The organism is Methylosinus sp. Sm6 (assembly GCF_019802345.1).
Lineage (GTDB): Bacteria > Pseudomonadota > Alphaproteobacteria > Rhizobiales > Beijerinckiaceae > Methylosinus.
The window spans coordinates 1-13,401 of record NZ_JAINDZ010000007.1; the positions used below are offsets into that span (position 1 = coordinate 1).

Sequence of the window (13,401 nt, forward strand, 5' to 3'; positions counted from 1 at the left end):
GCGCCGACGCCGAATAACAAGCCGGACCCACGCCAATACGAGATAATACTATGCCTATCTTGAACCGGACAGCCGTGCGACAAGCGCGGCCATGACGCTGGAAACTCTCTGCTCGTTAACCCGAATTCGGAGCCCTGTGCGCTCACGTCCGAACCGAAAAATGGGTGTTCGCGCGATCGAGGGCATCCGAGGATTTCGGAAAGGGCTCACGCCTCGGCGCGCGTCCCGCGCACCGCGCTGCGGGCGATGAGGAGGCTCACGCCGAGCAGGACCGCCGCGGCGAGATAGCCGGCCCCCGAAAAAGAGTCCGCCGAGATCGAGGCCGCCAGGATCTGCGAGAACACCAGCGGGCCGACCATGCCCGAGACCCCCCGCAAGCTCGCCAGCGCGCCTTGCAGCCGGCCCTGTTCCGAGGCGCCGGCGAGCCGCGTCGCCAGCCCCTGGAAGGCGGGATTGGCCATGGCCCAGAGCGCGATCAGCGGCGGCGCCGCCATGAAGATCTCGCCGGTGGGCGCGAGGCCGTAGAGCGCGAAGCCCGCCGCGCCGAAGGCGAGAGCCGCGACCAGCGTCGCGCTCTCGCCGAAGCGCTTCACCGCCGGCCGCACCAATCCGCCGGAGACGATGGTCTGCGACACGCCGACGATGGCCAGCGCCCAGCCCGTGGTCTCCGCATTCCAGTGATAGCGATATTGCGTGTAGAGCACGAACAGGCTCGGCAGCGACTCATGGGCGAGATAGGAGAGGAAGATCGCCGACGCGAGCAGAGCGAGCGACCGCTCCCGCCGCAGGAAGTCGAGGGAGCCGATCACATTGGCGCTGCGCCAGAGGATCGAGGAGGCGCGCTTCTCCGGCGCGAGCGATTCCGGCAGGATAAAATAGCCATAGGCGGCGTTGAGGAGGCTGAGTCCCGCCGCCGCCCAGAAGGGGTAGCGCAGGTCATGCGCGCCGAGCACGCCGCCGATCGCCGGCCCGAGAATGAAGCCCACGCCGAAGGCGGCGCCGATAAAGCCGAAGCGGGCGGCGCGCTGCTCCGGCGGCGTCACATCGGCGATGTAGGCGGTCGCGGTCGACAGGCTCGCGGCGGTGAGGCCCGAGATCAGCCGCCCGGCGAAGAGGAATGGCAGCGACGGGGCGAGCGCCATGAAGATGTAATCGAGCCCCATGCCGAGATTGGAGAGCAGCACGACCGGCCGTCGGCCGAAACGGTCGGAGACCGCGCCGAGCACGGGCTGAAACAGGAATTGCATGCAGGCCCAGGCGAAGCCGAACATGCCGGCGATCGACGCGGCGCGCTGCAGGTCGCCCCCCTCGAATTCGACGATGAGCTTGGGCAGCACCGGAACCATGACGCCGAGGGCGAGCATGTCGAGCGCCACAGTGACCAGGATGAAGGCGATAGCCGCCTTGCCCGGCCGATTGAACAAGGATGACATTGGGGGCCGCTTTGATCCGCTGAAGCTCGGGGCCTCGCCAATAGCGCGAATCCGCTCTCTTGCGCAAGAAAACGAGAATCGGGCGGCCGCGGACCGGCTCGAACGGCCGGGAGCATCGAGGAGAAACGTTTCCGTGAGGAAGCGACGGCGGACCTGGGTCCGCCGCCGCCGGCTAGAGCGCTTTCCGCTTCGTTGGAGCGATCGGCATCCGCTTCGAACCAAAAAGCTGGAGCCGATCCTGATCCAATCGGAACGCTAAGGCGTCGTGCCGTAGCAATATTTCGTTCTGAGCGTCGTGCCCTGACCGTTGCCGCCGCCTAAAATATAGTTCTTGAAGTCGATCACGACAGTCTTCAGGTCCGCCGATTGCTGCCGCTCGATCGCGATGCCGTTCTGCACGATCTTGGAATAGGTCTGCGGGGTCGTCGCGCCATGACCGAAATTCGGCGAGCTCGAGCCGTCATGGACATATTCGAACGCCTTGGTGATCTTGAACGAGCCGCCGCTCGCCGAGCCGAGCGCGCCGTTGTTGCAGACCTGCGATTTAGCGACGAAGCCATAGGCGTAGGCCGGAGACGTTTTGTTCACGGCGTAGAAGGTGGTGCCGATATTGGCCGAGGTATGAACATAGGACGCCGGGAAGGTCGCGGGCGGATAGGTGAAGGTGGTCGCGGTCGAAAGGCCGAGGCTCCAGGGCGCCTGGTTGATCACCGTGCGCGCCGCCGCTCCGTAAGGCGCCTTCGACGGATCGGCGATGACGAAATTCGTGTAGACGGAGCTTCCCGTCGTCGGCAGGCCGCAGCTCGCGCCGGCGCCGGGCGTCGGGCAGCTCGCAATGTCCACGGACTGCGCCGCGAGCACCAGCGAGCCTGTGGCGTAGAAGAACGGCGTCTGCGTCACCGTGCCGACCACCATTCCGAGGCCCGCCGAGGCGACCGTGGATGGCGAAACGACGTCGGCGGAGAGGAACAGGTCGTAAGGGGCGGTCGTCGCCGTGCCGCCGGCGAGGATCGCGGCCCTCAGATTGCCCGTCGAGTCCGACGTCGTGTAGAACGTATAAGTATTTCCATCGTTGTTGTGATAGGCTTTATACTTGTTGATGATGTCGAGCACAGTCGCGTTGAAATTCGCCGCGACGCCGACGTAGATCGCATAATCGGTCGCGTGAGCGCCGGGCGCGCCCCAGAGCAGGCAGGCCGCGGAGACGCCGCCGGCCAACGCCATCGTCTTGTTCCTCAACATGACAATTTCCTTTTCTACTCGATTCGTGACAGTCGTTTCGTCTGCCGTCGCGGGGCGCGAGCCGCCGCGGGAGGCCGTGGCTCACGGAGTGGCGGGAATCTCGAAGCAATGACCTTCGATCAGCTCCGTGCCGGCGGTGAAGACGCTGCCGTTCAAATCGGCCGTTCCAGTCAGAAAGGCGATGAAATTGTTGAGCTCGGCTTCCTGATCCGCGGTGCGGGTCGAGGAGGCGAGCTTCACGCCCGCCAGCATGACGCTGCTGTCGAGTTTATTGCTGCGGAGGGGAATGCGCCAATGATGCCGGTGTCGCCGATGGCTATCGTCGTCAGAGGCGTAGAGGTAATGTGTGCTGCCTGCAGGATAGGCCTGCTGGTTATTGGCGTCGAGCGAACAGATCGACGAGTTGGCGACAAAGCCGAGAGCATAGGCGCCGCTGTCGATCGCAGCATAGCTGGTGGAGGCGTCGGGCGCGACCTCGACATGGAGGCTCGGGATATTCCAGATGTGCAGAGGCGCGAGGGCGAGCGCCAGGGCGGCCCACTTGCCGTAGGGGTCGGTCGCCGGATTGGGGAGTATGAGAGTGGTGGTCAGTGGGTGCGGCAGGCCATGGCTGACATCGGTCGTCGGCGAATAGAGCGCGAGGAAGTCCTCGGCATATTTGAACGGAGCGCCGACCACGAGGCTCGAGTGATTGACGGCGAGGTTGATCGGCTGCTTCCTGCTCCCCGCGAGGAAGAGATCATAGGTCGCCGAGCCGGCGATGATATTGTTCGCGAGCGCCGCGGAATCGGCGGCGGTCACGATGACGCTGTATCCCGAAGTGGGGTAATAATATTGAAACGCGGAGACGATCTCGTTCGCCGCATTGGCGAAGATCGTGTCCACGGCCACCTTGATGGTGGCGGCCGCTTGCGCCGGCGGAGCCGTCAATGCGAGGGCCGCCGACAGCCCCAGCATGAATGTCTTTAGCTTACTATCCAACATGGATCTATCCTCTGCCGAAAGCCTTGCGAGGCGTGGGAAGCCTCTCGATCAACGCTGCGAACAACATGCGCCTGTCGGTGGCTCGTGGGAGAAGTCCGACGAAAGGACGAGCGCATCCCCTACGGTCGGTTGTCCGAGCGACCGACATCCGCACAATGCAGAATGTAATTTGGCTATATGACGAGTCTGGCTCTACGTAATGCGGAAAATGAGCGCAATGCGCCCAAGATCTCGCCATCCAAAGGCAAAACGGGCGTATCGCGGCCGGAATTCTCGGTTGATTGCGGCGAATCTTCGTCGCGGACGACATTCGCAATGCAAGTTGGAAACCGATCGCTAGACAATGCTAGGGAGACGAGATAGCTGACGATCAGCCGTCGAGCCGAATGCGCTCGGGCCGCGGGCAGAGGAAGAAATGGCGAAGAGATCCAATGTCGCTCTGCCGGCGTCCGCCGTGAGAAGCGCAGCGTTCCCGAAGCTCGTCGGCGGTCCGCTCGGCTTTTCGGTTCTCGAAACCCCGGATAATCTCGTGCGGCGCGCCCGGCGTCACCACGCGCGCGGACTGAAACATGCGAAAGCCGGCCGCTGGGAGCCGGCGGCGCGCGAATTCGAGGAGGCGGCGCGCACGGCGCCCGATCAGCCGGATTTCAACTTCGCTCTCGGCGGAGCGCTGTCGCAGCTCGGCAGGGTCGAGGAGGCGATGGCCGCCTATCAGCGCGAGCTCGCCATACTTCCGGGCGACGCGCCCGCGCTCGCCGAGTTCGGCGGGTGCCTCGCGCGCCTCGGCCGCAGGGCCGAGGCCATTCTCTGCCTCGAGGCCGTGCTGCAAAACCGGCCCGACATGCCCTATGCGCACTATAATCTCGGCCTCGCCCTGCTCTCGGAACATCGCCGCCTCGACGCGATCGAGGCGCTCGGACGGGCGATCGCGCTGAATCCGTCCTATGCCGACGCCCACCGCCTGCGCGGGCTCGCTCATGCGATGGGCGACGAGGGCGAGAAGGCGGCGATCGACATGCAGGCCGCTCTCGCGATCGACAATAAGGACCATGAGGCGATGCTCGTCGCCGGCGAGCTGCTCAATCGCAAGGCGAGCGAGCTCGAGGCCGGGCGGCTGTTCGAGCTGGCCGCGCGCGTTGCGCCCAATATCGCCTTTCCGCAATTCGTGCTCGGCCATTTCCTCATCGCCCATCGCCGCTATGAGGACGGCATGGCGCATGTCGACCGCGCCCTGACGATCGACCCGCTGCTGCCCGAAGCCCATGCCGCGCGCGGCTATGGCTGTCTCGGCCAGGGACGCATCGACGAGGCGGTGGCGAGCTATCGCCATGCCGCGGCGCTGCGGCCGGACGACGCCAATCTCGCTGGAAATCTCCTGTTCGCCTTGCAGCACAAGCCCGGCGTGACCAAGGCCGATCTTTTCGAGGCGCATCGCAATTGGGCGGCGCTCTATCGGCCGCAGGCGCCGCGCGACCGCCGCAGCTTCGGCAACGACCGTTCGCCCGACCGGCCGCTGCGCATCGGCCTCGTGTCCGCCGATCTGCGTCGGCACGCCGTCGCCTTTCTCACCCTGCGCGCCTTCGAGAGCCTTTCGGCGCGCGGCTATGAGCTCTACTGCTACAAGACCGACCGCAAATTCGCCGACGACGCCTTCAGCGATCGGTTCAAGGCGATCGCGCGCGGCTGGCGCGACGTCTCCGATCTCGATGACGCCGCTCTCGCAGCGCTCATCGAGGAGCAGAAAATCGACATTCTGCTCGATCTCTCCGGACATACGGCCGGCTGCCGCCTCGGCGTCTTCGCCATGCGCGCGGCGCCGGTGCAATTGAGCTGGGCCGGCTATGTCGGGACGATCGGCCTCGACACTTATGACGGCGTCATCGCCGACCCCGTGGAGATTCCGCCCGACCACGATTCTTTCTATGTGGAGCCGATCGTCCGGCTGCCCGACTGCTATGTCTGCTATTTGCCGCCCGAGCAGGCGCCGGCGCCGGGCCCACTGCCCGTCCTCGAAAAGAAGATTTTCACCTTCGGCTGCCTCAACCGCCCGGCCAAGCTCAATTCGGCAGTGGCGCGCGCCTGGGCGCAAATTTTGGAGCGCACCCCGCGCGCGCGCATTCTGCTCGCCTATGGCGGTCTGCAGGAGGCGACGACGCGCGACTCCGTCTATCGCGTTCTGGAAAGCGGCGGCCTGACGCGCGACCGCGTCGACGTCATCGGCGAGACCGACCAGTCCAAGCTGCTCGAGATTTACGCGACACGGGTCGATCTGGCGCTCGATCCGTTTCCCTATTCCGGCGGCGTCACGACGCTCGAGGCCATGTGGATGGGCGTTTCGACCGTTACCCTCGTCGGCGACACATTCGCAGGCCGTCATTCCGCGAGTCATCTCACCGCGGCGGGCCTCGCGGATTTCTGCTGCGGCTCGGTCGAGGACTATGTCGAGCTCGCCGCGAGCTGGGCGCGGCGACCGCAAGAGCTGGCGCAGTTGCGCGCGGGACTGCGCGACAAGCTGCGCGCGTCGCCGCTATGTGACGCGAGCCGTTTCGGCGAGAACCTCGATATTGCGCTGAGAGGGGCCTGGAGACGCTGGGCGGCGTGAGCCTCGACGCGGGCCGACTGCGAGCAGGCATTATATAGTCGCCTTCCTCAGGCAGGCGCTCAGGCGCGCAAGCGAACATAGTGTCTGAATTTTGTTCGCGATGCGTTTATTTTTCGCATTACCCGCTCCTGCAATTCATAATATATTAAATTTACATATCGAGGCCGAGGCGGGACGTCGCATTCCAATATGCGCGTCAACCGTCTTCCTCCCGAGATCGCCGCGCATTGTTTCGATGCGTTCCGTGGAGAGAGATTGCGATGACGCAAATGCAAAACAGCCGCCGCGCCCGGCTCGGTGTTTTCGGGGCCTGTCTTCCTCCGTTCTCTGCGCCTTCGGATTTCTCCACGCGCGGCGCGCCGATGTGGGAGCCGTCGCCGCGCAGGCTCGAAGCGCGGCGGTCGACCCTCGCGACCATGACGGCAGTGGCGGCCCTGCTCGCCGGCGCCCGCCCCGCGCTCGCCGGGCCGACCGGCGGAACCGTCGTCGACGGCGCCGCGTCGATCTCGCAGAATGGCGCGGCGACCGACATTCATCAATCGACCAATCGCGCCATCATCGATTGGCAGGGCTTTTCCGTCGGCGCCGGAGAATCGGTCAACTTCTATCAGCCGAGCCAGCTCTCGGCGACGCTCAACCGCGTCATCGGCAATGAGCGCAGCGTCATCGACGGCGCGCTCAACGCCAATGGCTCCGTGTTCCTGGTCAATTCGGCCGGCGTGATGTTCACGCAGAACGCGACCGTCAATGTCGGCGGCCTCGTCGCCTCGACGCTCGACATTTCCAACAGCGATTTCATGGCCGGCAATTATCGCTTCTCCGGCTCCTCTTCCGCCGCCGTGATCAATCGCGGCAATATTCGCGCGAGCGACGGCGGCACTGTGGCGCTGCTCGGCCGCACGGTCGCCAACGAGGGCGCCATCGTCGCGACGCTCGGATCCATCGCGCTCGCCTCGGGCGACAAGATCACGCTCAATTTCGGCGGGGATTCCCTCGTCGACGTGACCATCGACAAGGGAGCCTACAAGGCGCTCGTCGAAAATAAGGGATTGATCCAGGCGGACGGCGGCCGCGTGGTGATGACCGCGAAAGCGGCCGATGCGGTGCTGTCGGCGCAGGTCAACAACAGCGGCCTCGTGCAGGCGCGCACGCTCGCCGATCTCACCGGGCGCGCCGCCGCGCACGGAACGGTGCGGATCGGCCAGATCAAGCTGCTCGCTTCGGGCGGACGGACCAGGGTCGCGGGCAAGCTCGACGCTTCGGCGCCCAATGGCGGGCGCGGCGGCGTGATCGAGACGAGCGGCGACAAGGTGAAGATCGCCGCCGGCACCGTGATCACGACGAAGGCGGCGAGCGGCCGCAATGGCGAGTGGATCATCGATCCGGACGGCTTCACGGTCGCGGCGAGCGACGGCGACATCACCGGCGCGGCGCTGAGCCAGCAGCTCGAATCGAACAATGTGACGATCTATTCGACGCAAGGGAAGGGCTCGGGCGGCAATATCGATGTGAATGATGTGATCGGCTGGGCGGCGAGCACCACGCTCACCTTCAATGCGACCAACAGCATCAGGGTCAACGCCGCCATTACCGGAACGAAAGGCGGGCTCGCGCTGAACGCGGGCAAGGACATCGATATCAATGCGCCGTATTCGCTGCAGGTCGCGAGCCTCGCGGCGTCGGCGGGAGGCGACGTCAACATCAATGCGGCGCAGAATTGGACGACGGCGGGGAACTGGAGCTTCTCGGGCGCCAATATCAACGTCAACGACGCCGTCGCCTGGTCGGCCGGCACGCTCGCTTTGAATGCGGCCAAATTCATCTATCTCAATGCCGTCATGACGGCCTCCGAGACGGCCAGTCTCGCGCTCGTCTATAATACGGCGATCGACAGGAGCGTCGACGCCAATGGCTTGCCGACGTTGACGTATGGAATCCCGCTCGGAGGCCTGACGCCGCTCTATAACACGACGAGCCGCAAATTCGACGGGCGGATCGATTTCGTCGGCAATGTCGCAAATAATCCGCTCACCATCAACGGCCATCATTACACGCTCATCACGAGCATCGGGCAGCCGGTGCTGGCCGACGGCTCGCCCAATCCGCATGACCTCGACATCATCAACGCCAATGGAGGCGTCGGCTATTATGCGCTGGCCGCCGATCTGACCGCGCCAACGACGGCTTACGCCAGCGCGGTCATCGCTCGGCTCGGCGGGGTCGCCGCCGATCGTAGCTCATTGCCCGGCGTGCTCGACGGCCTCGGTCATTCGATCAGCAATCTCACGATCGACGGCGGCGACAATCAGCGTCTCGGCCTGGTCGGCAGCATCTCGACGTCGGACTATGCGAGTTCGGGCGTGCGGAACATCGACCTCGAAAATATGAAAATCTCGGCGCGCTCCAGCTATATTGGAGCGGCTGTGGGGGAGAATACGGGTGGCTTCATCACCAATGTCTATGCGCGCGGCTCCATCTCCGTCACCGCGGTCACCGGCGGACCGACCGGCTTTTGGCGCGGCAGCCAATTCATCGGCGGCATGATCGGATGGAATCAGGGAGCTGTCTACAACGCCCATGCCGATGTCGACGTCACGACGGTCGATTCTGTCGATGTGGGCGGCTTCGCCGGAAAGAACGAGGTGCTCATCGGGGTGAATTATCTGGGCCAGCCATCCCCCTGGGGCGTCATCCACAATTCATCGGCCGCTGGCGACGTGAATGTGACGATCACGAATTCCAACGCCGCCATATCGAATTCCGAAGGCCATGGATTCGGCGGCTTCGTCGGCACCAACGGCGGCCTGATCACGACCTCGTCCTCCAGCGGCGCGGTGACGGCGACGGCGGTCGGCTATCCCGGCTATTATATCTCGATCCAGCTGGTCGGCGGCTTCGTCGGCCAGAACTACAATAATACGGACAGCGGATATCACGCCGTTGTCGACAGGTCCGTCAGCACCTCTTCCGTCTCGGGCACGATCGGCGGCGATCCCGAGAACGCCGGCTTCAGCGACTCCATCGGCGGCTTCGTCGGACACAATGGGGAAGGGTCGCTAATCAGCAATTCCAGCGCGTTCGGCCGGGTGAGCGGCGAGGGCGCCGTGGGCGGCTTCGCCGGATTCAATGACGGCATCTACATCAATAATACATTCAACCTCGCCATGTCGGGGCAGCAAACGGGCACGGGATTCAATCGCGGCTCCACCGACGCGACCGCGACCAGCGACACGGGACCGACGGCTGGCCAAGGGACGTCCGCATCGAGCGCGGCGCAGCGGGCGGCGGCGGCGCGGGATGCGGCTCGATCATTGGCGCAGCAGGCCGCGTCGCAGCAGTCGGCCGCCGCCGCTGCCGCGAACGCCGCAGCCAATGCCGCCGCGAACGCCGCAGCCGCGGCGGCGGGGCGACAAGCCGCCAATGTTTCGATGAACAATGCGCGCGCCTCTTCGGAGACGTCGCCAGACGCCGCAGCGTCCGCGTCCGCCGGAGCGCGCGCCGTCGCCTCCGCCGCGCCGGCCGCGCTCGAAGCCAATATGACGATCGAGGAGCCCGCGCCGGCGGCGGAGCCGAAGCCGCGACCAAAGCGCCGGGCGGTCGCCGCGGCGGCGGCGCACAAGGCGCATGGCGGGGGACAGAGCGGCGGCTTCGGCGCGCGCATCCGCAGCATCGATGTCGATGGACAGCACTACGAGATGAACGGCGGCGGCTCCTCGGCTCCCAAAAATCACTAGATCGGATCGGAAGCCACTCCGTATTTTCGTTTGGAGCGATCCCGTTCGCTCCGAACATTCCGTCCGAGCAAAAGCGCTCCAACGCTCGAAAGGTCTTCGGTCGAATGATGTTCCGTAGCATGGCCGTGTCACGCGCCGCACTTCTCTGCGCCTTGTCTCTCACGGCGCCGTCGGCCCTCGCGCAGAGTATTCCGACTCCTTCCTATAATATCGGTTCCGCGGTGCGCGAGGCGGAGGAGTCGCGACAGGCGCCGCCGCGCGCCGCCGCCGCCGCGCCGGTGCTGCCGCAGCTCGTGGAGCCGCGCTTCACGCTCTCGGGAAAGGAAAGCCTCATCGTCCGCAGCTTCGTCGTCGAGGGTCACGCAGCCGAGGATGATGCGGCGCTGCGCGAATTTCTGGCGCCCCATGAAGGCGGGAAGCTGACGCTCGCCCAGATCTATGAAGTGGCCGATCAGGTGACCGCCTATTATCGGGCGAAGGGCTATCTGCTCGCCAAAGCCTATGTTCCGGCGCAGGACGCGCGCAAGGGCGCGCTGCGCATCAAGCTCCTTCCCGGCCGATATGGGAGCGTCGCGGTGAAGAACGGCTCGCTGGTCGACGACGATATTTTGCAGGGCTATGTCGACGGGGCGCGCGAAGCCTCGCCGATCATCCGCAAGGACCCGCTCGAGCGCGCCATGCTGCTCATCTCCGATCTGCAGGGCGCCGCGACGCCGCGCATCGTCGTCTCTCCCGGACGCGAGCAGGGCGCGTCCGATCTCGTCTTCGACGTGCCGGAGGAAAATCGCGTCACCGGCTATCTGTTCGGCGACAATGTCGGCTCGCCTTACACCGGCCGCGACCGGTTGAACGGCGGCGTCACGGTCAATTCGCCCTTCGGAATCGGCGATCGCTTCACGGCGTCGGGCATCGTGTCGGAGGCGGCCAATCTCGCCAATGCGCGCGTCGCCTATGCGTTTCCGCTCGGCTTCGACGGCTTGCGCGCCGAGGTCGGCGCCTATCGCACGACCTATGCGCTGACCGGCGTCTATGATGCGCTCGACGCGACCGGCCGCGCCGAGGCCGTCACCGCGACGCTGAGCTATGCGGCGGTGCGCCAGCGCGACGCGAGCCTCTATGTCTGGTCGAACTTCACCTATAAATGGCTCGACGACAAGATCACGGACATTTCGATCGCGCGGCGTCGGCTCGCGCTCGGCGCGGTCGGGGTCAATTACGACACGCTCGGCGATCTCTTCGGCCGGCCCTTGATGACCAGCTCGTCCCTGTCCTTCGCCGGCGGCTCCGTCGAAATTTCCGATCCCGCGCAATACCGGCTCAATATCGCCGGCGCGCATACGGCGGGAGACTATTATCGCATCAATCTGTCGGTGAACGCGACGCTGGCGATCGACGAGAAATTCTCCTTCTCCACGGCGCTGCGCGCGCAGAAGGCGCTGAACCGCAATCTCGATTCGAGCGAGCAGATCGGTATCGCCGGCTTTTACGCCGTGCGCTCGTTCGACGAAGGCCTCGCCGGCGACAGTGGCGTGGTGGTGACGCCGGAGCTCAAATATGCGCTGCCGACGATCGAGCGCTACCGTCATTCGCTCGGCGTCTTCACCGATATCGGCGCGGCCTGGCTCGAGGACGGCTCCTATACGAGGACGCAGCGCAGCTACACGCAAATCGCCGATGTCGGCGTCGGCTATGCCGCGACTTACGAATATTCGAGCGGGCGCTACCTGCTGCTGAAGGCGCAGGCCGCACACAGCTACGGGACCAATCACGGGGCCTCGGCCTATGACCGCCACACCAAAGGCCTCGTACAGATCGGCTTCACGTTCTGACGCGCGCGCGGAGTGAGATCAATGCAATCGCAAATACTGGCGTCGCTGATCGATTACGGCGTCATCGGCCTGCTCGTCGTGCTCAATGTCCTCGTCGTCGCGATCGCGCTCGAGCGCTGGATCTTCTATCGCTCGGTGGACACCAGCGGCTTCGCCAGCGCCAAGGCGCTGGAGCTCGCGCTCACCGAGCGGCTGGTGGTGATCGCCTCGGTCGCGTCCAACGCGCCTTATATCGGCCTGCTCGGCACGGTGCTCGGCATCATGTCGACCTTCTATGAGATGAGCCTCGACGCCTCGGCCGATGTGAGCAAGATCATGGGCGGCCTCGCCCTCGCCTTGAAGGCGACCGCCATCGGCCTGCTCGTCGCGCTCGTCGCCGTCGCCTCCTACAATGCGCTGCAGCGGCGAACCAAGGTGCTGCTGATGCGATGGGAGATCGCCCGTGGATGAGAAGGCCTTCGAATCGATCAATGTCGTGCCCTTCATCGATGTGATGCTGGTGCTGCTCACAATGGTGCTGACGACGGCGAGCTTCGTCGCCACCGGACGCATCCCCGTCGCGCTGCCGCAGGCGGGACATGCGCAAGTGGAGAAGAAAAAGGACAAGACGATCGATCTCACCACGGACGGCGGGGTCCGATTCGACGGAGAGAGCATGAGCAAGGAGGAGCTGGAGCGGCGGCTCGCGGGCCTTCCCTCCGACACGCAATTGCTCGTGCGCGCCGATCGCGCCATCGTCTTTCAAGCCTTCGTCGATGTCGCGGAACTATTGAAACGGCTGAAATTCACCAGGGTCGCGTTGCAGACCAGAGCGGCGGCGAGGTAGAGCGTGGCGACAGTCCTCCCCCTATTCGATACGCGGCGGGCAGGGCGCCGCTTCACTTTCGCGCATGGCCTCGTCGCCTCGCTGGCGCTGCACGGAGCCGCCTGCCTGCCGCTGGTCGCCGATTTCTGGGCGGATGATGCGGACGCCCCCCTATCGCTGGCTTTCGATCTCGAAGGCGCCCTGTCCGACAGCGAGACGGAGGAAGCGACCGCCCAGGAGACGAAAGGCGCCGAGCTGCCCGTGCAGCCGGAGTCCGCCCAAACGCAAGAGCCGGCGCCCCGAGAGGAAGAGGATCCAGAAGGCCAGATCGCGCAGAACGCGACGCAGGCGAAGAGCGCGCCGCCGACAAAGGCCACGAAGGTCGACCCGGGCGTGCGCGATACGAAGGGCGAGGAAGAAGAGCGTAAAGCGCAGACGAGCGCCAGGCACGAGAAGGAGGAGGATGATCTCGTCAACGCCTACGCAAAGCAATTGTCGAAGAAGATTCGGCGGCTCGCCTCTCCGGCGAAAGCGCGGGCCGCTGGCCTGCACGGCTCGGCGACGGTCTCCTTCACCATCGCCGCGAGCGGGCAGATCGTCGCGAGCACCCTGCGCGTCGCCGCCAGCAGCGGTCAGCCGCAGCTCGACGCCGATGCGCTGAAAACCGTTCGCGCCGCGAGCCCTTTCGCGCCGCCGCCGCGCGAGATGAGCATCGCGGTCGATGTGTTTTCGAACGGACGCTGAAGACCGCCGCGACCGAAGACGACCGCGG

9 protein-coding genes are annotated in these 13,401 nt (G+C 65.1%); 6 read left to right on the top strand and 3 right to left on the bottom strand.

The genetic code is table 11. The features are described 5' to 3' along the window. Window positions 1–206: 206 nt before the first annotated feature. The 3 genes from K3F48_RS06560 to K3F48_RS06570 form a co-directional block, all read right to left on the bottom strand. Entirely contained in the window at window positions 207–1,433 is a 1,227-nt protein-coding gene (locus tag K3F48_RS06560) for a TCR/Tet family MFS transporter (protein WP_222574625.1), read from the bottom strand. A gap of 255 nt (window positions 1,434–1,688) precedes the next feature. Then, complete coding sequence (locus K3F48_RS06565; protein WP_222574626.1) at window positions 1,689–2,675, bottom strand: substrate-binding domain-containing protein; 987 nt, start codon at window positions 2,673–2,675, stop codon at window positions 1,689–1,691. Between the two features lie 81 nt (window positions 2,676–2,756). Then, complete coding sequence (locus K3F48_RS06570) at window positions 2,757–3,659, bottom strand: substrate-binding domain-containing protein (protein ID WP_222574627.1); 903 nt, start codon at window positions 3,657–3,659, stop codon at window positions 2,757–2,759. A 415-nt stretch (window positions 3,660–4,074) separates the two neighbouring features. Between K3F48_RS06570 and K3F48_RS06575 the strand changes: the two genes are divergently transcribed. From K3F48_RS06575 to K3F48_RS06600, 6 genes are all read left to right on the top strand, one after another. After that, on the top strand, window positions 4,075–6,261 hold the full coding sequence (locus tag K3F48_RS06575) for a tetratricopeptide repeat protein (RefSeq protein WP_222574628.1): 2,187 nt from the start codon (window positions 4,075–4,077) through the stop codon (window positions 6,259–6,261). 416 nt (window positions 6,262–6,677) lie between these two features. Beyond that, a complete protein-coding gene (locus K3F48_RS06580) occupies window positions 6,678–9,995 on the top strand; it encodes a filamentous hemagglutinin N-terminal domain-containing protein (RefSeq protein WP_222574629.1) in 3,318 nt (1,105 codons plus the stop codon). Between the two features lie 119 nt (window positions 9,996–10,114). Then, window positions 10,115–11,824, top strand: a complete 1,710-nt coding sequence (locus K3F48_RS06585; protein ID WP_255608465.1) for a ShlB/FhaC/HecB family hemolysin secretion/activation protein — start codon at window positions 10,115–10,117, stop codon at window positions 11,822–11,824. A gap of 21 nt (window positions 11,825–11,845) precedes the next feature. Next, the gene (gene exbB / locus K3F48_RS06590) at window positions 11,846–12,274 is read left to right on the top strand and encodes a TonB-system energizer ExbB (RefSeq protein ID WP_222574631.1); all 429 of its coding nucleotides are present in this window, start codon (window positions 11,846–11,848) and stop codon (window positions 12,272–12,274) included. Continuing rightward, complete coding sequence (locus K3F48_RS06595; RefSeq protein WP_222574632.1) at window positions 12,267–12,650, top strand: biopolymer transporter ExbD; 384 nt, start codon at window positions 12,267–12,269, stop codon at window positions 12,648–12,650. The genes exbB and K3F48_RS06595 overlap by 8 nt, the downstream gene beginning before the upstream one ends. 3 nt (window positions 12,651–12,653) lie before the next feature. Beyond that, window positions 12,654–13,373, top strand: coding sequence for a TonB family protein (locus tag K3F48_RS06600; RefSeq protein ID WP_222574633.1), 720 nt, complete (start codon window positions 12,654–12,656; stop codon window positions 13,371–13,373). The last annotated feature ends 28 nt before the right edge of the window (window positions 13,374–13,401 follow it).

Excerpts from the sequence above, each read along its gene's own strand:
- K3F48_RS06580 (WP_222574629.1), top strand. The coding sequence starts at position 6,678 with ATGACGGCAGTGGCGGCCCTGCTCGCCGGCGCCCGCCCCGCGCTCGCC.
- K3F48_RS06565 (WP_222574626.1), bottom strand. The coding sequence starts at position 2,675 with ATGTTGAGGAACAAGACGATGGCGTTGGCCGGCGGCGTCTCCGCGGCC.
- K3F48_RS06560 (WP_222574625.1), bottom strand. The coding sequence starts at position 1,433 with ATGTCATCCTTGTTCAATCGGCCGGGCAAGGCGGCTATCGCCTTCATC.
- K3F48_RS06570 (WP_222574627.1), bottom strand. The coding sequence starts at position 3,659 with ATGTTGGATAGTAAGCTAAAGACATTCATGCTGGGGCTGTCGGCGGCC.
- exbB (WP_222574631.1), top strand. The coding sequence starts at position 11,846 with ATGCAATCGCAAATACTGGCGTCGCTGATCGATTACGGCGTCATCGGC.
- K3F48_RS06585 (WP_255608465.1), top strand. The coding sequence starts at position 10,115 with ATGGCCGTGTCACGCGCCGCACTTCTCTGCGCCTTGTCTCTCACGGCG.
- K3F48_RS06575 (WP_222574628.1), top strand. The coding sequence starts at position 4,075 with ATGGCGAAGAGATCCAATGTCGCTCTGCCGGCGTCCGCCGTGAGAAGC.